The organism is Paraglaciecola marina (assembly GCF_004360155.1).
GTDB classification, from domain to species: domain Bacteria; phylum Pseudomonadota; class Gammaproteobacteria; order Enterobacterales; family Alteromonadaceae; genus Paraglaciecola; species Paraglaciecola marina.
In genome coordinates, this window is the sequence record NZ_SAIS01000011.1 from 39,148 (window position 1) to 60,037 (window position 20,890).

At 38.4% G+C, this 20,890-nt stretch carries 21 protein-coding genes; 10 read left to right on the forward strand and 11 right to left on the reverse strand.

What is annotated here, in order from left to right:
* Window positions 1-9: 9 nt before the first annotated feature.
* The 5 genes from EOK74_RS21220 to lipA all read left to right on the forward strand — a co-directional run bounded on the left by EOK74_RS21220 (window position 10) and on the right by lipA (window position 4,036).
* Window positions 10-819 carry a septal ring lytic transglycosylase RlpA family protein gene (locus EOK74_RS21220; protein WP_133470895.1) on the forward strand — a complete coding sequence of 270 codons (810 nt, stop codon included), beginning with the start codon at window positions 10-12 and terminating at the stop codon, window positions 817-819.
* A 145-nt stretch (window positions 820-964) separates the two neighbouring features.
* Window positions 965-2,134: a serine hydrolase gene (locus EOK74_RS15250; RefSeq protein WP_133470896.1), complete on the forward strand. Its 1,170-nt coding sequence runs from the start codon at window positions 965-967 to the stop codon at window positions 2,132-2,134.
* On the forward strand, window positions 2,134-2,397 hold the full coding sequence (ybeD, locus tag EOK74_RS15255; RefSeq protein WP_133470897.1) for a DUF493 family protein YbeD: 264 nt from the start codon (window positions 2,134-2,136) through the stop codon (window positions 2,395-2,397). Before EOK74_RS15250 ends, ybeD begins: the two co-directional genes overlap by 1 nt.
* Window positions 2,398-2,421: 24 nt before the next feature.
* Window positions 2,422-3,081, forward strand: a complete 660-nt coding sequence (gene lipB / locus EOK74_RS15260) for a lipoyl(octanoyl) transferase LipB (protein WP_133470898.1) — start codon at window positions 2,422-2,424, stop codon at window positions 3,079-3,081.
* The gene (lipA, locus tag EOK74_RS15265) at window positions 3,074-4,036 is read left to right on the forward strand and encodes a lipoyl synthase (protein ID WP_133470899.1); all 963 of its coding nucleotides are present in this window, start codon (window positions 3,074-3,076) and stop codon (window positions 4,034-4,036) included. The genes lipB and lipA overlap by 8 nt, the downstream gene beginning before the upstream one ends.
* A 105-nt stretch (window positions 4,037-4,141) precedes the next feature.
* Here lipA and EOK74_RS15270 read toward each other — a convergent pair whose 3' ends face one another.
* From EOK74_RS15270 to EOK74_RS15280, 3 genes are all read right to left on the reverse strand, one after another.
* Window positions 4,142-4,537, reverse strand: a complete 396-nt coding sequence (locus tag EOK74_RS15270; RefSeq protein WP_133470900.1) for an ACT domain-containing protein — start codon at window positions 4,535-4,537, stop codon at window positions 4,142-4,144.
* A gap of 110 nt (window positions 4,538-4,647) precedes the next feature.
* Window positions 4,648-6,093, reverse strand: coding sequence for a phosphohexomutase domain-containing protein (locus EOK74_RS15275; RefSeq protein ID WP_133470901.1), 1,446 nt, complete (start codon window positions 6,091-6,093; stop codon window positions 4,648-4,650).
* A gap of 41 nt (window positions 6,094-6,134) precedes the next feature.
* The gene (locus EOK74_RS15280; RefSeq protein WP_133470902.1) at window positions 6,135-7,556 is read right to left on the reverse strand and encodes a mannose-1-phosphate guanylyltransferase/mannose-6-phosphate isomerase; all 1,422 of its coding nucleotides are present in this window, start codon (window positions 7,554-7,556) and stop codon (window positions 6,135-6,137) included.
* A 176-nt stretch (window positions 7,557-7,732) separates the two neighbouring features.
* Here EOK74_RS15280 and tcdA point away from each other — a divergent pair, with 176 nt between their 5' ends.
* Window positions 7,733-8,557, forward strand: a complete 825-nt coding sequence (tcdA, locus tag EOK74_RS15285; RefSeq protein ID WP_133470903.1) for a tRNA cyclic N6-threonylcarbamoyladenosine(37) synthase TcdA — start codon at window positions 7,733-7,735, stop codon at window positions 8,555-8,557.
* Between the two features lie 94 nt (window positions 8,558-8,651).
* Window positions 8,652-9,065 (forward strand): hypothetical protein, encoded by a 414-nt coding sequence (locus EOK74_RS15290; RefSeq protein WP_133470904.1) that lies wholly within the window; start codon window positions 8,652-8,654, stop codon window positions 9,063-9,065.
* Between the two features lie 35 nt (window positions 9,066-9,100).
* On the opposite strand, the gene EOK74_RS15295 is transcribed toward EOK74_RS15290, so the two are convergent.
* The 6 genes from EOK74_RS15295 to EOK74_RS15320 all read right to left on the reverse strand — a co-directional run bounded on the left by EOK74_RS15295 (window position 9,101) and on the right by EOK74_RS15320 (window position 15,295).
* Entirely contained in the window at window positions 9,101-9,568 is a 468-nt protein-coding gene (locus EOK74_RS15295) for a DUF2919 family protein (RefSeq protein ID WP_133470905.1), read from the reverse strand.
* A 25-nt stretch (window positions 9,569-9,593) separates the two neighbouring features.
* Window positions 9,594-11,327 carry a diguanylate cyclase domain-containing protein gene (locus EOK74_RS15300; RefSeq protein ID WP_133470906.1) on the reverse strand — a complete coding sequence of 578 codons (1,734 nt, stop codon included), beginning with the start codon at window positions 11,325-11,327 and terminating at the stop codon, window positions 9,594-9,596.
* Between the two features lie 504 nt (window positions 11,328-11,831).
* Complete coding sequence (locus EOK74_RS15305; protein WP_133470907.1) at window positions 11,832-13,205, reverse strand: Na+/H+ antiporter NhaC family protein; 1,374 nt, start codon at window positions 13,203-13,205, stop codon at window positions 11,832-11,834.
* A 287-nt stretch (window positions 13,206-13,492) separates the two neighbouring features.
* Window positions 13,493-14,023, reverse strand: coding sequence for a DUF6817 domain-containing protein (locus tag EOK74_RS15310; RefSeq protein WP_133470908.1), 531 nt, complete (start codon window positions 14,021-14,023; stop codon window positions 13,493-13,495).
* A 20-nt stretch (window positions 14,024-14,043) separates the two neighbouring features.
* A complete protein-coding gene (locus tag EOK74_RS15315; RefSeq protein WP_133470909.1) occupies window positions 14,044-14,688 on the reverse strand; it encodes an FMN-binding negative transcriptional regulator in 645 nt (214 codons plus the stop codon).
* Window positions 14,675-15,295 carry a GNAT family N-acetyltransferase gene (locus EOK74_RS15320; RefSeq protein ID WP_133470910.1) on the reverse strand — a complete coding sequence of 207 codons (621 nt, stop codon included), beginning with the start codon at window positions 15,293-15,295 and terminating at the stop codon, window positions 14,675-14,677. The genes EOK74_RS15315 and EOK74_RS15320 overlap by 14 nt, the downstream gene beginning before the upstream one ends.
* Window positions 15,296-15,386: 91 nt before the next feature.
* On the opposite strand from EOK74_RS15320, the gene pdxR reads away from it, so the two are divergent.
* On the forward strand, window positions 15,387-16,844 hold the full coding sequence (gene pdxR / locus EOK74_RS15325) for a MocR-like pyridoxine biosynthesis transcription factor PdxR (protein ID WP_133470911.1): 1,458 nt from the start codon (window positions 15,387-15,389) through the stop codon (window positions 16,842-16,844).
* An 8-nt stretch (window positions 16,845-16,852) separates the two neighbouring features.
* Here the strand turns inward: pdxR and EOK74_RS15330 are convergent, their stop codons facing one another.
* On the reverse strand, window positions 16,853-17,194 hold the full coding sequence (locus tag EOK74_RS15330) for a 5-carboxymethyl-2-hydroxymuconate Delta-isomerase (protein ID WP_133470912.1): 342 nt from the start codon (window positions 17,192-17,194) through the stop codon (window positions 16,853-16,855).
* A 114-nt stretch (window positions 17,195-17,308) separates the two neighbouring features.
* On the reverse strand, window positions 17,309-17,620 hold the full coding sequence (locus tag EOK74_RS15335) for a hypothetical protein (protein ID WP_133471035.1): 312 nt from the start codon (window positions 17,618-17,620) through the stop codon (window positions 17,309-17,311).
* A 388-nt stretch (window positions 17,621-18,008) separates the two neighbouring features.
* On the opposite strand from EOK74_RS15335, the gene asnS reads away from it, so the two are divergent.
* Both asnS and EOK74_RS15345 read left to right on the forward strand, forming a co-directional pair.
* Window positions 18,009-19,406: an asparagine--tRNA ligase gene (asnS, locus tag EOK74_RS15340; RefSeq protein ID WP_133470913.1), complete on the forward strand. Its 1,398-nt coding sequence runs from the start codon at window positions 18,009-18,011 to the stop codon at window positions 19,404-19,406.
* A gap of 198 nt (window positions 19,407-19,604) precedes the next feature.
* A complete protein-coding gene (locus EOK74_RS15345; RefSeq protein WP_133470914.1) occupies window positions 19,605-20,726 on the forward strand; it encodes a zinc-binding dehydrogenase in 1,122 nt (373 codons plus the stop codon).
* Window positions 20,727-20,890: the final 164 nt, after the last annotated feature.

Genomic DNA, 20,890 nt, shown 5'->3' on the forward strand with positions numbered 1-20,890 from the left:
AATTTAATTATGAACATCTTAAAATTTTTTCTGCCATTAATCATTTTATTAAGTCTCGTTGGATGCGCCCAAAACGGGCGATACCATCAAAGTCATGACACACCTCCAGAAGTGGTCCCTAAACATATCCCCACCATAGATGTCGAACCAAAATATGAACCATATGCAGCAGCTAATTTAAAACCCTATACAATACGTGGTGTGAATTACCGGCCAATGTCGACTGGTAAAGGATATAGCGCCACAGGAAAAGCTAGTTGGTATGGACAAAAATTTCATGGTCACTTAACGGCAAACGGTGAAGTATACGACATGTTTAAAATGTCAGCCGCCCATAAAACCTTGCCTCTCCCCTCTTTTGTACGGGTTACTAACTTAGCAAATGGTAAACAAGCAATTGTTAGGGTAAACGACAGAGGACCTTTTCATAGCAGTCGACTGATTGACCTATCGTATGCCACAGCGTTAAAGCTAGATATGCTAAAAACGGGTGTAAGTGATGTAAAAATTGATGTAATTCATATTGGTAAAAACGGCCAAAAAACTATTGGAACCCAAGCTATAGGGAATCTTTCTACAGAAACGGTTGTCATAACAAAGGATATTTATATTCAAGTGCTGGCACTGCAAAATAAATCACAAATTAATAAGATTGGTAGCGCTCTGCAAACCTTGTATCAGCGACCATTCAATAGTGTATTTGAGAACAATGTATTTAAGCTCAGAATTGGCCCATTGGCCGATGAAGCAGATGCCATTGATTTACTAAGCCATTTAAAATCCAATGGCTACCCTAGTGCCTATAAAGTCTATGACTGATAAACTCAGATTTTATTGCTAAATTGTTATTTGATAAGCAGTAATTATCCACCAAAAGTGCTATATTGCAGCACAAATTTTAGCTGTCATTTTCTCTTAGAAGACGACATATATTTTAGAAATTCAATCAAACAATGGTAGTTTAATGCGTAACCTAAAAACTTATTTCAATTCTCTTCTAAGTGGCATGGCAATATGTTTATGTATATTCCCTTCTTCCGCCGCAGTGGTAATCCCTCCTGCCCCAAGTGTAGCCTCTAAAGGCTTTGTGTTAATGGACTTTCAAACCAATAACATCATCGCAGAGCAAAACGCTGACATTCAAATTCCGCCAGCCAGCTTAACTAAGATGATGACCAGTTACGTAATTGGTCAAGAGCTTGCCAATGGTAATATTAGTGAAACGGATTTAGTGACTATTTCTGAAAACGCTTGGGCCAAAAATTTTCCAGACTCTTCAAAAATGTTTATAGAAGTAGGTAAACAAGTATCAGTGGCAGATCTTAATCGTGGCATTATTATTCAGTCAGGGAACGATGCATGTGTTGCCATGGCTGAACATATCGCCGGCAGTGAGAGCGCCTTCGCAACTATGATGAATATGCATGCCCAAAAATTAGGCATGAACTCCACCCACTTTGTCAATAGTCATGGGTTACACGATGCGGACCATTACACTACACCGCGAGATATGGCTTTACTTTCTGCTGCGCTCATACGTGATGTTCCCGAAGAGTACGCCCTTTACGCAGAAAAAGAATTTACCTATAACGATATTAAGCAATATAACCGTAATGGGTTATTGTGGGACAAAAGCTTAAATGTTGACGGTATTAAAACGGGCCACACATCTGATGCGGGTTATAGTTTAATTACATCAGCGACTCAAGGGGATATGCGGTTAATATCTGTGGTTATGGGTACTGAAAGTGAGCGCGCTCGCAAGATTGAAAACAAAAAATTACTTAAATATGGATTCCGCTTTTTTGAAACCATTACGCCATATAAAGCTGGCGATAGTTTTGTATCCCATAGAATTTATATGGGCGATAAAGAAACCGTTGACTTAGGGATTTTAGAAGACACACCTATTAATATTCCCCGTGGCCAGAGTAAAAATTTAGAAGCAAATTTTAAATTGGAAAAAAATCTTCAGGCTCCTTTAGCTAAGGGTGAAGTGGTTGGTACTCTTTACCTACAAATAGAAGGTGAAGATATTGCAGAATACCCTTTAGTAGCACTTCAAGAAGTGAATGAAGGTGGCTTTATCGACCGTATGATTGATTTTGTAAAGTTAAAAGTAGGTCTAGAATAATGGATACTAAATTTGATCAATTACTTGATTTTCCATGCCAGCAAACCTTTAAAATTATGGGGCTAGCTGATCCTCTGCTACCAGAACATGTTATAGCTTGCGTTCAACAGCATGCTCCTGGAGATTACACCCCAACTGTGAAACCTAGTTCCAAGGGAAACTATCACTCGATATCACTTAGTGTGAGAGTCACTAGCAAAGACCATATGGAAACTTTATACAAAGAACTCGCTAAAATAGAATTAGTTCGAGTTGTTTTATAGATTGTTATTAGAAAGTTAGTTGAAATGAGTGAGGTAATTAAAAGTAGCTTGATAGTTAGGCAGTTAGGCCGACAGCCTTACATGCCTATTTGGCAGGCCATGCAAGATTTCACTAACAATAGAGATGCTAATAGTGCTGACGAAATTTGGTTAGTAGAACATGAGCCTGTATTCACTCAAGGTCAAGCTGGTAAAGAAGAGCACCTGTTGTTGCCCGGAGATATACCTGTAGTTCAAGTTGATCGAGGTGGTCAGGTTACTTACCATGGTCCGGGCCAGCAAATGCTGTACGTACTCATTAACATGAAACGTAATAAATTAGGGGTCAGACATTTAGTGACAGCCCTTGAGGAGTGTGTCGTTGAGACTCTTAAAGAATATAAGATATCAGCCTACCCCAAAGCAGATGCCCCAGGTGTTTACGTAGACCATAAAAAAATCTGCTCCATCGGATTGCGTATCCGTAAGGGTTGCTCGTTTCATGGCTTAGCGTTGAATGTAAATATGGATTTAAGTCCATTTAAACGTATCAACCCTTGCGGCTATGCTGGACTAGAAATGATAGATTGCGCCACATTAAATGGACCAACCTCACTGAATGAGGCTGGAGCTAAGATAACAAATCATTTATGTTCGTTATTAGGTATAAATACAAAAACATTTAGAGAAGGTTTTGATGACTAATGCTCGCCCAGTTGCCGGAGTAAAACTTCGGGACGACGAAAAAGTAAAACACATTCCAATTACTATCATGCCGACCGAAAAGGCTGAAATGTTACGTAAACCCGAGTGGATCAAAATTCGTCTACCTAGTAGTACAGATAAAATTGACCATATCAAAAAAACCTTACGTAAAAATAAATTGCATTCAGTTTGTGAAGAAGCAAGTTGTCCTAACTTAGCAGAATGTTTTAACCATGGTACTGCCACATTTATGATTTTAGGTGATATATGTACTAGGCGCTGTCCATTTTGTGATGTAGCTCATGGTAAACCTTTGCCTCCAAGCGCAGAAGAGCCAATTAAGTTAGCCACCACCATAGCTGAAATGAAACTAAAATATGTAGTTATCACCTCTGTAGACCGGGATGACTTACGCGATGGCGGTGCCCAGCACTTTGTGGATTGTATTAGCGCTATTCGTGAGCATAGCCCAGCAACTAAAATTGAAGTACTTGTACCAGATTTTAGAGGCCGTATGGATAGAGCTTTAGAGATTTTAAAGAAAGGTCCACCTGACGTATTCAACCATAACCTCGAAACCATTCCTCGCCTTTATCGTGAGTGCCGACCTGGCGCTAACTATCAGTGGTCATTAGACCTACTCAAAAAATTTAAAGAGCAGCACCCAGACATTCCAACTAAATCCGGGTTAATGATGGGAATGGGAGAAGATAAACACGAAATAGCTGAAGTTTTAAAAGACTTACGCTCCCACAATGTTGAGATGTTAACTCTGGGTCAATATTTACAGCCTAGTAAACACCACTTCCCTTTAAAGCGTTATGTGCACCCTGATGAGTTTAACGAGTTAGACGCTATAGCAAAAGACTTAGGCTTTACCCACGCAGCATGTGGTCCTATGGTTCGCTCAAGTTACCATGCTGATAAACAGGCAGCGGGCGAAGAAGTAAAATAATATTTAGTATAAAAAAACGGCTACGATGAAACCAACTAAAAGCCCGCTTATACTTATATTGAGCGGGCTTTTTCGTTTATACCTTAAATGGGCTAAATAAATCGATTAAGCAGTAAGCTCACCTAATGCAGCCATAGCTAATTCAGCTTTTTCTGCCTGGACAAAAATATGATCATGGTAATACGCTGCAATAACATTTGCGCTTATGCCTTTTTCAGCAAGTTTAGTCGCCACTGCAGCCGTCAAGCCGACAGCATCTAAGCTCGAATGTACAGTTAGCGTTATCCCTTTAAATACAGATTCAAATGGTAGTTTGTTAGCTTTCGCAGTTTTAGCCAATAGAACTAAAGTTAAGCCTTCTGACTCTTGATAAACAGCTAACGGATTTAATTCTTGAAAGTCTCCATAGCGCCCTTCTACTGAACAAAACACGTATTCCTCAGGCAATAATTTTGGAGACATAGACCTTAAAAGCTTCTCTAAATTTGTTTCTCCAACCACCTTTTTCCCCTCTGATTTAGTATTAAAACCTCTTTTATGTTTGAGCAATAAAAAAGCCCAGTAGATGCCACTGGGCTTTTACCTAAACAATTGTTTTAAAAAATTGTTATCTACTTTAGCAAAGCTAATAACTCAGCTGTTTTTTCTTCCATTAATGCAATATCACCTTTAGATTCTACATTTAATCTAACGACAGGCTCGGTATTAGACTTACGTAAATTAAAGCGCCATGTACCAAACTCCAACCCAATACCATCGGTATAATCTATAACTGTAGCCTGTGATTCATATTTATCTAACACCGACTTGATAGATGCATCAGGATCAGCCAGAGTGCTATTAATCTCACCTGAAGATGGGAACGCAGCAATACGCTCTTTCACTAACTGTGACAAAGGCTTTTTAGTGGTACATAACAACTCTGCCACTAACAACCATGGGATCATGCCAGAGTCACAATAAGCAAAATCTCTGAAGTAGTGATGAGCACTCATTTCTCCACCATAAACAGCGTCATCAGCTCGCATCCGCTCTTTAATAAAGGCATGGCCTGTTTTACTCTTAATGGGCACGCCACCAGCTGAGGTCACTATATCTTCAGTATTCCAATAGACTCTAGGGTCATAAATAATTTTAGACCCAGGGTCTTTATCTAAAAATGCCTTGGCTAGTAAGCCAACTATATAATAACCTTCAACGAACTCGCCTGTTTCATCAAACAAGAAACAACGATCAAAGTCTCCATCCCAAGCAATCCCCATATCAGCACCGCTATCTTTAACAGCATTTGCGGTATCTGCACGACTTTCAGGTAAAAGTGGATTAGGAATACCATTTGGAAATGAACCATCGGGAGTATGATGAACTTTTATAAATTCAATGGGGACATTCGCATTATCTAATGCACTTTGAATAGCATCTAATGCATCACCAGCAGCACCGTTACCGGCATTAACAACCAATTTAAGAGGCGTTATATTTTTCAGGTCAATATAAGATAAAATATGTTCAACATATGCAGCCATATTGCTAATAACTTTATATTGATTTGAAGCTTTTAACTTATCGATTTCAACGGAGCTTTTCCCAGATATAAATGCTTCTTCTGTCACCATTGTATTCGCATAAAAACCTAACCTAGCGAGTACTTCTTCGTTGTCGTAGGTCTCGGCTAAGTCGCGAATAGCAAATAGTCCTGTATCACCACTAACAGGTTTAGAATCAGTTTTAACTAACTTCATACCGTTATAATCAATTGGATTATGACTGGCAGTTACTTCAATACCACCATCCATACCTAAGTGTTTGGTAGCAAAATAAATCTCTTCAGTACCTGTCATTCCTAAATCTGTGACAATGGCACCACCATCAATCAAACCCGCAGATAAAGCTAGTTTCAAAGGTTCAGAGGTTAATCGAACATCTCCCCCAACCACTACAGTTTTAGCTTTCATTTGCTCAGCAAAAGCCCTGCCAATTCTGTAAGCAACATTTTCATCAAGTTGCTCAATCAATTTTCCGCGAATGTCATAAGCTTTAAAACAGGTAATTTTCATACTTTCCCTTTATCTTTTAAAATTTAATAGAGTCTTAAAGTTTACTTAGCTGCCACGCGGCCATAGCGGTCTGAAAAACGCACTATGTCATCTTCACCTAAATAGGTTCCTGATTGCACTTCAATTAACTCTAAAGGGATACGTCCAGGGTTTTCTAAAGCATGAACTACACCTACAGGAATATAAGTAGATTGGTTTTCTGATAATAGTAAAGTTTCTTCACCATTTGTTACTTTAGCGGTACCAGATACCACAATCCAATGCTCTGCTCTGTGGTGATGCATCTGCACTGATAATTTCTCGCCAGGCTTAACGGTAATACGTTTAACTTGGAAACGCTCACCGTTATCGATTGAGTCATAACTTCCCCATGGTCTAAATACTTCACGATGGAATTGCCATTCTGGGCGACTTTCAGCTTTAAGTTTATTAACTACATTCTTAATATCTTGAACTTTATCTTTATGAGATACGAGCACAGCGTCTTTAGTTTCAACAACAACAACATTATCTAAACCCACTACAGAAATAAGGCGTTGTTCAGAATTAACATAGCTATTACTCACGCCGTCTAAGATTGCATCACCGATAACAACATTATTGTTTTCGTCTTTTTCTTTAGCAGTTTCCCATAAAGAGGACCAACTACCCACATCACTCCAACCTGCATCTAGCGGCACTACACAGGCAGAGTCTGTTTTTTCCATTACCGCATAATCAATTGAGTCATCAGGACAATCTGCAAATACATCAGCATCTACTCGGACAAATTCTAGATCGGGGGCTTCTGTGGCAATGGCTTTTTTGCATATAGTTAACATTTCAGGAGCGTACTTCTCAAGCTCTTCTAAATAACGACTTGCTTTGAACATAAACATGCCACTATTCCAATAATACTCACCAGAATCAACATACTGTTGTGCGGTAGCCAAGTCAGGCTTTTCTACAAAACTTGCTACATCAAAGCCAACCTCAACCGCTTCTACACCAGCTCCTCTCTTTATGTAGCCATATCCAGTATGAGCAGAATCAGGCACGATTCCAAAGGTTACGAGCTTGCCTTGGCTAGCTAGTAACTCAGCCTGTTTAATTGCCCTATGAAACTCTGGCGCATCATTTATTAAATGGTCAGCAGCTAAAATCAATAAAACTGGATCTTCGTCATTTTTTAATGCATGCAACGCCGCTAATGCAATAGCAGGTGCAGTATTGCGCCCCATTGGTTCTAATAAAATTCCACCATGTGCGATGTCTTGTTGACGTAATTGCTCAGCCACTAAAAATCGGTGGGCATCATTACAAATAACAATTGGCTGCTCAGCATCACTGCCAGATAACCTTTCAATGGTATCTTGCAACATAGTTAAGTCACTTGTTAATCGCAAAAATTGCTTAGGTAATGCAGCTCTTGATTTTGGCCATAAACGACTTCCACTACCGCCAGCTAAAACAACAGGTTTCATTTAACTTTCCTTTTGATTGATCCAATATTGACAGACAAGAAGTGGCTGCTAATTCAGTAAACACTAATAGTATTAAAGCTTACCTACATATTCAATAAAGAACTGACAAATTAACGTTAACAATTTTCTCTACTGCACTGGTAGAATATCTAAGCGTTAAGAATAAAAGAGTATTTATGCAAAATTCAAAACAACTTGTTAACAATCAAGCGTTTGACCCCAATCGTTTTGGTGGCACTCAGCGAGTATATGGCGTCGAAGGTACTAATATTTTACACCAAGCCCATGTGTGCGTAGTTGGCGTCGGCGGTGTAGGCTCATGGGTGGCAGAATCACTTGCAAGAACAGCCATAGGCAAAATAACTTTGATAGATTTGGACGATATCTGTGTTACCAATACGAATAGACAAATTCATGCAGATACAAATACGGTTGGTTCAGCGAAAGTTGATGTCATGGCGAAGCGCATTAAGCTAATAAATCCTCTTTGCCAAGTTAATACTATCGAAGATTTTGTGACGCCCGAAAACGTTTCTGAATTGATTACAACAAACTATGATTATGTCGTCGATGCGACTGATAGTATAAAAGCTAAAGCTGCAATGATTGCGTTTTGTAAACGTAACAAAATCCCAATTATCACCATAGGTGCGGCTGGGGGGCAGATAGACCCTACACAAATTGCCGTAACTGACTTGAGTAAAACAATTCAAGATCCGCTGGCAGCAAAATTACGCTCTGAATTAAGACGGTTTTATAACTTTTCAACTAACCCAAAACGCCGGTTTGCTATTGACTGTGTGTACTCTAAAGAGCAACTTCATTACCCCCAACCCGATGGTAATGTGTGTAAACAAAAAAACCTAAATGATGGCAGTGTTAAATTAGACTGTAATAATGGCTTTGGTGCTGCAGTGGTGGTCACCGCTACTTTTGGGTTTGTTGCAACAGCTAGGTTGATAGAAAAATTAATTGATAAAAAGTCTAAGGCTAATACATAAGTAAGGCTAAACAATACCAGTCATTATTTATCATCGACAAATTAGCGAATAAACCACACAATAACGAATACAATAAATTTAATGGACAAATATTATGCAAATGACATCAGCCGAGCTTGCCAAGTTAATGTTAGATAGTGCTCAAAATGCGGTAACGACGACCCAAGAAGAATTTAAGCTTACCTTAGACTTTTCAGAAGAGAGTATTAATTTAGTTGATGATGTCATTTTAGCATGGTTAGGCCGCTATAAAGACCAAGCTTTGGAAGAAAATGCTGTTTTCACCATTTGCAATATTTATGGGGCCTATGTTGGGGAAATATTTAAAGAAAAAATTGGTGGAGATTGGACCTATGATGAGTCTAACCCAGATGCACCTTACGTCGTCCTTAGTTATGCAGGCAGCAGCTACGCATTTGCAGGAGTTTGTTACCAACGTTTAGTCAATGACAGTAACATAAGCATTAAAAATTATTTCGATGAAGCCGTAGCTAATAACTTACAATAATTTAGGAGTTTTAGATTGATGTTGTAAATTAGTTTTTACCCTTTTCTCCAATCAGCCAACATCAATCTAATATGGTTATCTTTAATTACAAAATACAAACATAAGACCCCAATTAAGGTCGTGAATGATATAGCCCAAGAAAATTGCCAATGATTGAATTTTGCTAACATCAGATTGAAGCTTAAATCCCCTAATATTGATATCGTCATACAAGGTCTAATAAACCCAAACAGCCAAGTTCTATTGTTGCCCCAAATCTTTTCTCTAAAACCTACAATAACAAGCACTGCCAAAGCAGGTAGTCCAATAGCAAGGCTTATATAAAGAAGGTTAGTTTCAGGAAAAAATATTCGTAATAGAGTATAACCGCTGTCACGACCCGATAAAGAAGCAATAAATATTAAAAAGCTACGACTTAAATATAACAAACACAGATATAGACCCAGCGAAGGTAATATTCGTCCTGAGGCATCATAAAACTTAAGGGGTAGTAACAGCTTCACTCACTTATCCAATATTTTAAGCACTTTACGTAGCTTTGTTACGGTTTTCTCTAATTTCTGATATCACCTCATCTACATCTGACAATCCAGTATTGGCATTATAAACATGCATCACTATATTGGGCTCTATATTGTGACGATTTTTAGTAACTACGGCAATTTTTGACAACGCGCTTTCAATTCGGTTAAAGGAATCTTTTGCAATTGACTCTTGAATATCTTGAATACACACAATAAATTGATCAGCACTCACTCTACCTACAATATCCAAATCTCTAGTTGCGTGTTTTAAACAGCTAGCCAATTGCGTAATCAAGAGGTCTGACTCAGTAGTGCCATATTGGCTTTGTATATCACATAAATTACTAACATTAATCAATGCTAGAGCATTTACTCGCTCACTATTTGTTGACTTTATTTTCCGAATTTTGGATAAAACTGCTTGTTCGTTCAAAAGGCCAGTAGCTGGATCCGAGCCTAATTTTCTTAAATAAGCTCTACCTACAGTCCAATATGCCAGTAACGCGAAACACAAAGTAATCCCTAGAAGACTAAAAACAGCCTGCCAGCGTTTTCTTTCAAACTCTTCAATATTCGTTTCAAGACCAGTAATTTTATTATGTAAATTAGCAACCCCTAACACCCTTCCCGAAGCTTGCTGTTGTTGCATTTTCTCTACTGTAATATCTACGTATTTATCAAAACTATCCCCAGCGGCTTCTAAATTCCCCATAAATAAATGAGCTTTAACTAAAAACCTTAAATATCTTTCTTGTTTTGCAAACCTCCCAGACATGGCGGTTTTAGAATCTTGTTGTTTATCTAGAAACGCCTTGACACATTCTTTATTCCCTTCATTTAAACATAATGCTGTGGCATACCATTCATATAACTTAGCCATCTCTTTGTTAGAAATTTGAGTTAAGAACGCTTGCCAAGTTCTTAAACTTTTTTTCATTTCTATATAATTTTCAGTCACATAATAATGACGACTTAAAGCAAAGTGATACCAACTATTAGTCAATGGCGTATTCACTTTCAGGTTGCCTTCTCCGAGCTCATCTATCATTCGCTTTGCATTATCAAAATCACCACTGCCCGTTAAAGCTGAAATAATACTTATGAGAGGAGCAAGTTGGTTTTTTTCTTCGTAAACTGACAGGCCTAAGCGATAACTTTTCTCGTATTCTTCAGCAGCTAAGACTCGCTGCCCAATTGAGCTATATAGTAAACCAATATTATTGTGAATATGTGCCAACGCTTTTTTGTCATTTTGCTTGGAATAGGACTCAAGTAAGGAGAAAAGTAGGCCTAATTTAACACCAAAGTCTTGCTTGTCTTTTCCACATTCAGTTATTAAACCTAATTGAGAACTAAGATAAATATCGCTAAACTTATCTTTAGCTAACTGTTCAGATTTTCGATAATACTCACACTTTCTAGGGTCATCATTTACATCAAAAATAAACCCTAGCTGATAATGAATACTGGCATAACTTTCAGAAGACTCACTTAAACTCTTATTAGCTAACAAACTAGCAATTAGTCGTTGTGCTGCATCACTATTGCCTACACAAATTAACCAGTGAGCTTTATGAACTTTCAATTTAATGGATTGTTCAATAGAAGTATTGATGTCCTTTAAATAATTATCAACTCTAGTTATAGAGCTATCAGATGGGCAATCAAATGTGGAGACATGCACCTCTTTTATAAAATCGTCAAGATCATCAGCGAACACGCTGAATGGCAATTGCATTGAAAGCAAACCCAAAGTTATGATCTTTGCAAATCTGATCAAAGTAACCTCATATATATACGATTATAAATAAAACAAACATTATCAGCTTATTTCAACTGAATTGAAAAACCTGCCAATAAAAATGGCTTGTTACCCAACAACCAATAGTTTGTCACTTTATTACTCTTGGATAAGAGAACAGTGCTTCACCACGAACTTTTATCTCGGGGCTACTGCGTTCTTTTTGGTTTAATAACCAACATATCTCCGAAACCTACTATTTCGCTATTATACTCGATCTCTTACAGTTCGCGAATCAAATTGGAGTCGTGCATCCGTTGAGTTAGATTTGATTTTCAGTTAAAAGTTGATGAGTACCCCCTGAAGAGTTAACAACTATTTTAGTTGTTAAATTAAACTCATAGGCATTCGAAACTGCATTACCCTGTCTACATTTATTCTAAAATCGCTTGTGTCTTTATTGTTAAGTAATAGACCGCTAGCTAGTGGCCCCCATCTAGCTTAAATAATCATCAAACTGACAACAAAGTACCCGATGAAAGTCAATGCTCCACCAAATAAGGCATAAGGCATTTGCGTTCGGACATGCGTCAATAAATCACAGCCAGACGCAATAGATGATACAGCTGTGGTATCAGATATTGGCGAACAGTGATCCCCAAATACACCACCTCCTAATATAGCGGCAATAACAAATGAAGGAGGTAAGCCTAATGTTTCAATAAGAGGTACACCAATAGGAATAAGAATTGCGAAGGTTCCCCAAGATGTCCCCGTAGTAAAAGACATAACAGCGCCTGCTAAAAATAACACAGGAACCACCAAACTAAGGGGTAAATAATCACCCACTAACCCAGCAACAAATACCCCAGTTCCCAACTCTTTTAAACTTGCACCTAATGTCAGTGAAAATAAGACGATAGTAACTAAAGGTAGAATCTCCCCCATACCTTTGAAGCCTGTATCAACTAACTCTTTGTGGGTGTTTTGCTTAGAGGTCAACAATAAAATATATGCAACAAAACAAGCAAACACTGTGGCATAAAGTACTGATTTGCTGCCACTACCATTGGCTAAAACGCCATCACCAGTCCAAAGCATAAAACCAATCATTCCAAATATCATACTTAGAAGCGGTAACAGCATAAACCGGGCTTTAGTCCCAGTAATTTGGCCTTGCTCACCTTCTAATTGAACTAATTCTTTATCTGCTTCTTTAAGTGGACCATGTACCTTGTCGGCCAAAATTGTATACAGCACTACTACCAGAGCAATAATTGCGTAAAAGTTAAACGGGATGGTTCCCCATAATACTGATACCGCACTTTGCTCCATTTCATAATTACTCAATAAACCAAGAATGAAAGCCCCCCACCCATTTAACAAAATTAAAATACAAATAGGTGCACTGGTACTATCAATTACATAAGCAAGTCTAGCCCGACTCATCTTAAACTTGTCAAACAACCCACGGGCTAAAATCCCCGAAGCTAGAACACTTAAGTTTGATTCAATAAAAACCACTATGCCCGTAAACATAGTTAACAAACCAACTTGTCTTTTACTCTTTGCAACGCCTTTGTTAATCAATAACTCTACTGTGGCGGTTACACCGCCTGAATTACGCATATATGCTAACAGGGCACCAATCAACAAGCTAAACAGTAGAATTCGGCTATTGCCTCCAGAGGTAACAATTTCGATGACTCTTTCGATTGACGCAATTGACCCCGAAAACAAGACCTCAGAACCATTTTGAAAAGCCAATAGCCATTCAGCACTGAGTATTGCCATAACTAGCGCCAGAATGACCTCTTTACGCCAAAAAACGATAACTATAGCTATTAGGGGAGGGAGAATTGAATACCAATGCATGCTAGAACCTTATTTTGATGAAGCTTTTTTAATTATGGTGGTAAGTTGAATCAGATAATGACAGCTTAATGTATCATTATTTACAGAATAAATTATAGGAAAGCACACTCACCTTTAATCATTTAATATAAAATACAGCAAAGCCTTATATGTGTGCCACTACTTCTTTAAACATAAACAGAAATTGTACCTTTAAGTAACTGGAACCCTATATACAATTACGGTTTCTATTATTGTTAATGCAAGTCCCTGAATATAAAAATACCAACAATGTATATTGCAATACCTTAATAAGACTTAGCTAGTTTAAGTTTTCGGTTAGCAGGGACACTTAAAAATGGCTGTAATGTAACAAGGAAATCATTCGCAACGCTTTTATCTATAGATGCATAATTTGCCCCTTCAAAGACGCTATCAAGCTCAATTGCCACAAATAGCTCACAAAGTTGACACAAAGTGAAATGGGGTATTGATTCCGCTTTGCCACTATTTTTATTATAAAAAACAAAGTCACCGGTAGCTAATTGCTGCTTAAAAGAATGCGTTTTATCCCAAATACTAAAATAATAAATAATGTTTTCTACCTCACTACCTACAATTTCTTTTACGCTAGTTCTCAAATCAGCCTCTATTAGACTGTTATTAAGTTCATTTTCTAAATAAGCGACATAATAAAACCCTGCTTGTTGCAGGGCTAAATCAGCATTCCATTCTTTCAATAGACATCGGGTACTTTCAAGATGAGTAATTAAATCACTATCAAGGTGTTCAAACTTCCCTGCCCCTAACTCAATTAACTTACGAAACTTAATATCCATAGCCGCTCCTAACGCCATTTCTACTTTAAATTTCCAATCCCAAGATTAGACTTACTCATATAATTTGCCAGTGCAAGACTATCAAAGCGATCAGACCTTGATAACCCATGGAACACCCCAAGTTGATCAGATATATTTCGCTGTTGCCCTAATTTTTGCACACCTTCAACTTTTTGTATCTTAATTTTAAAGCCAACAATACCAGCCAGTAGTTTATCAACAAAGTGTTCAGAAACGACTTCTTGATTATCTAGCAAACCAGGTTCGTATTTTTGAACCAGAGCGGTGATTGCCTTTACAGTCTGTTTTTTAGAAGTCAACTCGACACAACCGTATACATGCACCGCTGCATAATTCCAGGTTGGAACAGCTGGTCGCGCCTGATACCAACTTGGTGAAATATAACTGTGGGGGCCGCTAAAAGTAATTAAAACATTCGCTTTATCAAGAACTTTCCATTGAGGATTAGCTCTAGCGCAATGGCTATAAAGGCTCCCCATTTCACCTTCATCAGACTTTAATAAAAATGGTAAATGACTCGCCTGCAACCTACTTTCAGTCACACAACTAGAGTCATCCGAAACTAAAATACCAAAACCAAATTCATCAATAAATTGTTGCATTGTAGCTAGATTGCCCATTGCAAATGACTTAGGAGCAAACATTTTTATTCCTTTTATTATGTGCAAAAGTTAACTTAGCTTGTAAATCGGCCTTAACCGCAGGCCAGTCTGATTTAATAATACTGTAAATCGCGCTATTACGAATACTACCATCTTGTTGAATACGCGCGCACCTGAGTATCCCTTCAAATTTAGCGCCAACTCCCAAAATAGCAGTCCTAGATTGTTGGTTTTTTTGGTGCGTTTGGAAGGCGACTCGATTCACCTCAAAAACCTCAAAAGCATAGGTTAACATTAGTAATTTACAGCTCCGGTTGACGTGACTTTTCTGTACGCGAGGGTTTAAAAAGGTATACCCAATCTCAATGGTTTTATGCTCTTTAACGATATTCAAAAAGCTACTCGAGCCCACCACTTGGTTTTGGCACTTGTCTATAACCACAAATGGAATTTGTACGCCGAGTTTTTTGTTTGATAAACACTTCTCTACCCAGGTTTTTGTAGCCTGCTCGGATTTACAATAGTGATGACTTGTCCACTCCCAGATAGAAGAAGCTTGTCCAGTCTTATATAAGGGGTCGATATGTTTCAGTGTCATGGGCTCTAAAGCTACATATTCATCTTGTAGTGAAGGAACAATGGTAAACATCAATTAATCTCAAGGGTTAAATAAAGGTGATTTACTATCGCCCCTTACTGGTCTACCGTAAACAACCAATAAAAACAAATTAAATAGACCAATGAAAATATTTAGCTTAGTCGATAACGGCACTCCCAAATACCTGCAGTTAGCAGAGTCTGTTAAACAAAACATTAGGAAAGGTAACTTGTTACCCGGAGATACTTTGCCTTCTGTTAAATCCTTCAGTGATGACTTACATGTAAACCGACACACTATAATGAAAGCTTTTGCAGAGTTGATTGCCGAAGGCTGGGTTGAGTCAAAACAACGAGTCGGTTATAAAGTGGGGGTAAACATCCCCATTGAAGGTAGCCAAAAAACATTAAAAAGTTACGCTAAACAACCTAAATTTAAATATAGATTAGTCAGGTCAGGCCCCTCTATCGATCACCCACCAGCGAATCAATATGAATATAATTTTTCAGGCGGACAGCCAGATTTATTTAAGTTTCCATTCAACGAATTTAAACAGCATATGTCTGCAACTCTCACAAGGCCTAACCTTGAACAACTGAGCTATGGTGAAATAATGGGAGTACCAGAATTAAGGCAACAAATTGAAAATTACCTTCGTAAATCTCGAGCCATAACAAACCGAGAAGTCATCATTACTAATGGTTCACAAGAAGCTCTTTTTATAATTGCGCAATTATTGTTACAGATGGGAGATCAAGTGGCAGTAGAGGCCCTAGGTTACCCGCCAGCTATGGCTGTTTTTAATAACGCAGGTGCCGATTTAGTCGCCATAAAGCAAGATCAGATGGGAATAATTCCTGAAGACTTGGAACAAAAAATACAAAGTGGAAGCATTAAGCTTATTTACTTAACTCCATTACACCAATACCCGACAACCGTGACATTACCGATTGCTCGTAGAATGGCTGTTTACCAATTAGCGGCAAGGTATAATATTCCTATTGTAGAAGACGATTACGATCATGAGTTCCATTATCGCTGCCAACCGCTAGCACCAATGGCTTCAAATGATCCACAACAACTAGTTATTTACCTATCAACCTTTTCTAAAATTATGTTTCCAGGCGCGAGAATTGGCATATTAGCAGTGAATAAAACACTAGCCAAAGCGGTTGCCGAGTATCGTATGATAATCTCTCATAAAGGCAATGCACTTATGCAATTAGCACTAGCAAAATGGATGGAAGAAGGAGGATTCGAACGTCACCTAAAACGTATAACTCGCATCTACATGGCACGTAGAGAAAACGCTATAAAATGCTTAGAACAACATAATTCATTTGATTTTATATGCCCTGACGGTGGAATGGCCTTATGGGTAAAACTCAAGAGTACATCAATAAACACGTCTAAGCTCGCAGCTTTAGCTAGGCATAAAGGGATTTATATTCAACACGAAAAACAGTATCACACGGTTCCACAAAGTAACCGTAACCACTATTTACGAATTGGCTTTGCAAGTCTGCCAGAGACAAAGTTTAATGAGGGACTATCAATCTTAGTCAAGTTAATTAACACCAAAGCGCAGTCATTAAGTTAAGCAAACAATTACAAAATTGTTTTTCTGTAACTCACTTTTTCTATATCGACGACTTCAACAGTGAGAGAAACTGGAGACCTGGCTATTTTGGTCAATGAATTTAACATCATCTCGGATAACATTTTCTTTTGTTGATGGTTTCTGCCTTGTAAAATTTTAACATTGACATGGATAAAAGGCATATCGCCAGCCCCTGTTTGATAATACTCAAATGCTATCGCTCTGGTTTTAATAGACGCTTCTTCAAATAGCTCCGAGTCTACTGCTCCTTGATGGACACATTTAATCAAAGATTCTAGGCTTAATTCTTTTTCAATATTTTTTGAATATTCAACGATACAGTGTGGCATAAAACCTCTTAATTAACGCAAGGGTAATTCAATCCCCTCCAAAAAAACTAACATCTTTTTTCAAATAACTAATGACTCACCCTTCAAAACACCAAGCGACCATTACAGAAAACATCAGGGATTAAACTCAAAATATAAAATAATCAGACTAGATATTGCCGTTATCAATAAAACATATCCATTGATCCCAAAATGATCTTTTGCACGTCGGTTACGAAACCGCTTCATGATTAAAACAGCGATACTTATCACCACACATAAAGCTAATAGCACTACAAGGTAGATACTGAGTGTCTGTGACCATTCTTGTCGTCTTTCCAATCCCCAAAAAGCTTGAACACCCGATACGAATTCGGGTCTGGCATTATGAAAAACCAACAAGGCACCTATAAATGTAAACCAGCCTAGTACATTCACAAAAACCATGCACCTAAAAAACAGATCATTCTCTCTACGGATTCTCCGCCTATTTGGGCTACGACTATGTAAAGGTTGATTTTGCTTCATATAATAAATAAGTTCTCAAAATAGTGTTTTTAAATCGATTTTTCTTGAGTCTAAGCGCTAGCTGCGTAAGATTACACACCTTGTAATAATAGCCAATGAAACGTTAGTCGAGTCTTATAGTAACATCGCCTATGTTTTCGGCTAGTAAAACAATTTCAATAGCTTTTTTATCTTCTTTAATTGTTTATCTATAAACAGTTTTAGCAAGGTTTAGATACCCCCAAAATTACTATAATAAAGTAATTTGACGTTTAAATTTGATTACAGGTCTAAAGACCTTAAATCCCATTAAAGTGGAGAGATATAGATGGCGCACGCCCCGGTGGCAGAGATTTTTGCCGGTAAATATTCAATAGGTGAACAGGTTACAATAAAGGGCTGGGTACGTACTCGCAGAGATTCCAAAGCCGGTTTATCTTTTATTGCAGTGCACGACGGTAGCTGCTTTGATCCCATCCAAGTGATAGCTCTAAACTCCATTGAGAATTATTCAGACATTCAAAAACTCACAACCAGTTGCTCATTAATTGTAACCGGCACCCTTAAAGAGTCTCAAGGGCAAGGACAGTCTTTAGAAATAGAAGCTCAAAGTATTGAGATAGTCGGCTGGGTTGAAAACCCAGACACCTTCCCTATGGCACCAAAGCGTCATAGTATGGAATACCTTCGTGAACACGCCCATTTAAGAGCAAGAACAAACGTAGGTGGTGCAGTAACTCGCGTTAGAAACTGCCTATCACAAGCAATCCATCGCTTTTTCCATGAGCAAGGCTATTGTTGGATCAGTACACCAATTTTAACCGCCAGCGATACCGAAGGCGCGGGCGAAATGTTCAGAGTATCAACACTGGATATGCTAAACATCCCGACCACCGATAAAGGCGAAGTAGACTACAGCCAAGATTTCTTCGGAAAAGAAACATTTTTAACAGTGTCTGGGCAATTAAATGGCGAAACATACGCCACTGCCATGTCAAAAATTTATACCTTTGGTCCAACCTTCAGAGCAGAAAATTCCAATACTAGCCGCCATTTAGCTGAGTTTTGGATGATAGAACCCGAAGTGGCGTTTGCTGATTTAGCAGACATAGCCCAACTCTCTGAAGACTTACTTAAATATGTATTCAAAGCGGTACTAACCGAACGGGCAGATGATATGGCATTTTTTGCGCAGCGCATCAACAAAGACGCCATTAGCCGCTTAGAACAAGTCATCGCGCAAGATTTTGTGCGTATGGATTACACAGACGCTATCGAAATTTTGCAAAACTGTGGCAAGAAGTTTGAGTTCCCAGTTAGTTGGGGAGTTGACTTGTCGTCTGAACATGAACGCTATTTGGCTGAAGAACATGTTGGCGCACCTATCATCATGCAAAACTATCCAAAAGATATTAAAGCTTTCTATATGCGCATTAATGACGATGGCAAAACAGTAGCCGCTATGGACGTTTTAGCACCGGGCATAGGTGAAATAATAGGTGGCTCACAGCGTGAAGAGCGCTTAGATGTGTTTGATAAACGCTTAGCTGAGATGAACCTAAGCCAAGAAGATTATAGCTGGTATCGTGACTTACGCAGATACGGCACAGTTCCCCATTCTGGCTTTGGGTTAGGTTTCGAACGTTTAGTAGCTTATGTAACTGGCATGCAAAACGTAAGGGATGTTATTGCTTTCCCAAGAACACCTGGTAATGCAAATTACTAAAATTGTTCTGTAGATATATTTTAAGCCACCTTCGGGTGGCTTTTTTAATGGCTCAAAGAAAACTCTATATCTTCGACTACCAACGCTTTCAATGTACATTAATGATAAATAACTGTTCACCATAAAAATGGTCGAGCAGTTGAAGATACGCTAATTTATATACCATGCCTTAGCCCTCTAACTTACATCGAGATAGCCATGAAAATATCACAACAACTTTTCACAGAAATCACCTCATCAGGAACCTTAGAGGTATCGATTCGAGAAGTGAAGATCCCAGAGCCCAAAGCCCATGAGGTGATTGTCAAAATTGAGGCTGCACCTATTAACCCTTCTGATATGTGGCCAATGTTTGGACCTGCTAATTTAGAAGAAGCAAATGTCAATCCTGAAAAAACACGAATGACAGCACCAGTACATAGAAATATGCTACCAAGAATAAAATCTCGTCTAGACCAAGTATTACCTATAGGAAATGAAGGCGCAGGTAAAGTCATTGCTGCAGGTGATAGTCCAGAAGCACAGGCACTATTAGGTAAAACAGTGGGGGTATTAACAGGGTCCATGTACAGTGAGTACTGCTGTGTCCCCATACAAACTTGCATGGTCCACAAAGATTCCACTACACCAAGAGAAGCTGCCTCGTCATTTGTTAATCCACTAACCGCCTTAGCTATGATTGAAACCATGAGAGCAGAAGGCCACAGAGCTTTAGTGCATACAGCGGCTGCATCGGCACTTGGGCAAATGTTAAACAAAGTATGTATACAAGAAAACATAGCGATAATTAATATTGTACGTAATCAAGAGCAGGCAAATATTTTATCAAAACTAGGTGCCAGCTATATTTGTGATTCATCCAAAGAGAGCTTTAAAGCTGATTTATATCAAGCAATTAAAGAAACGGGCGCTACATTGGCTTTTGACGCTATTGGTGGTGGTAACTTGGTAAGTGACATTCTAAGTACAATGGAAAGAGTTGGAAGCGAAGATACCTTAGGTTTCAATACTTATGGCTCAGAAACCAATAAACAAGTTTACATATATGGTGGCTTAGACTTCTCACCAACTGTACTCAATCGTGCCTATGGAATGACTTGGAGTATTGGTGGTTGGCTATTAATGCGCAGCTTGGGGAAACTAGCCCCAGAGAAAGTAGCAAAACTATACAAAAAAGTGGCAAATGAAATTACGACAACCTTTGCGTCAAACTTTACAAAGGAGTTGAGCTTAAAAGACGCGCTAACCCCAGAAACTATAATAAAATACAATGCAAAAAGAACAGGCGAAAAATATCTGATAAACCCGTCAAAGAACTAAATATTGTTTTGCAACCATAATCTATGGCAGCTGATGGCCTTTTATTTTAGATAACCTAATGGGTTAATAATAGAAATGAGTGCGCCACGCTGCCATGTTTATTAACTAAATAACAGGCACCTGTAAACCTAAATAGAGACAGCTAAAAACTCAATGTAAAAAAT

Coding starts and splice junctions, on each gene's coding strand:
- EOK74_RS21220 (WP_133470895.1), top strand. CDS start 10: ATGAACATCTTAAAATTTTTTCTGCCATTAATCATTTTATTAAGTCTC.
- EOK74_RS15250 (WP_133470896.1), top strand. CDS start 965: ATGCGTAACCTAAAAACTTATTTCAATTCTCTTCTAAGTGGCATGGCA.
- ybeD (WP_133470897.1), top strand. CDS start 2,134: ATGGATACTAAATTTGATCAATTACTTGATTTTCCATGCCAGCAAACC.
- lipB (WP_133470898.1), top strand. CDS start 2,422: ATGAGTGAGGTAATTAAAAGTAGCTTGATAGTTAGGCAGTTAGGCCGA.
- lipA (WP_133470899.1), top strand. CDS start 3,074: ATGACTAATGCTCGCCCAGTTGCCGGAGTAAAACTTCGGGACGACGAA.
- EOK74_RS15275 (WP_133470901.1), bottom strand. CDS start 6,093: ATGAAAATTACCTGTTTTAAAGCTTATGACATTCGCGGAAAATTGATT.
- EOK74_RS15280 (WP_133470902.1), bottom strand. CDS start 7,556: ATGAAACCTGTTGTTTTAGCTGGCGGTAGTGGAAGTCGTTTATGGCCA.
- tcdA (WP_133470903.1), top strand. CDS start 7,733: ATGCAAAATTCAAAACAACTTGTTAACAATCAAGCGTTTGACCCCAAT.
- EOK74_RS15290 (WP_133470904.1), top strand. CDS start 8,652: ATGCAAATGACATCAGCCGAGCTTGCCAAGTTAATGTTAGATAGTGCT.
- EOK74_RS15300 (WP_133470906.1), bottom strand. CDS start 11,327: ATGCAATTGCCATTCAGCGTGTTCGCTGATGATCTTGACGATTTTATA.
- EOK74_RS15305 (WP_133470907.1), bottom strand. CDS start 13,205: ATGCATTGGTATTCAATTCTCCCTCCCCTAATAGCTATAGTTATCGTT.
- EOK74_RS15310 (WP_133470908.1), bottom strand. CDS start 14,023: ATGGATATTAAGTTTCGTAAGTTAATTGAGTTAGGGGCAGGGAAGTTT.
- EOK74_RS15315 (WP_133470909.1), bottom strand. CDS start 14,688: ATGTTTGCTCCTAAGTCATTTGCAATGGGCAATCTAGCTACAATGCAA.
- EOK74_RS15320 (WP_133470910.1), bottom strand. CDS start 15,295: ATGTTTACCATTGTTCCTTCACTACAAGATGAATATGTAGCTTTAGAG.
- pdxR (WP_133470911.1), top strand. CDS start 15,387: ATGAAAATATTTAGCTTAGTCGATAACGGCACTCCCAAATACCTGCAG.
- EOK74_RS15330 (WP_133470912.1), bottom strand. CDS start 17,194: ATGCCACACTGTATCGTTGAATATTCAAAAAATATTGAAAAAGAATTA.
- EOK74_RS15335 (WP_133471035.1), bottom strand. CDS start 17,620: ATGGTTTTTGTGAATGTACTAGGCTGGTTTACATTTATAGGTGCCTTG.
- asnS (WP_133470913.1), top strand. CDS start 18,009: ATGGCGCACGCCCCGGTGGCAGAGATTTTTGCCGGTAAATATTCAATA.
- EOK74_RS15345 (WP_133470914.1), top strand. CDS start 19,605: ATGAAAATATCACAACAACTTTTCACAGAAATCACCTCATCAGGAACC.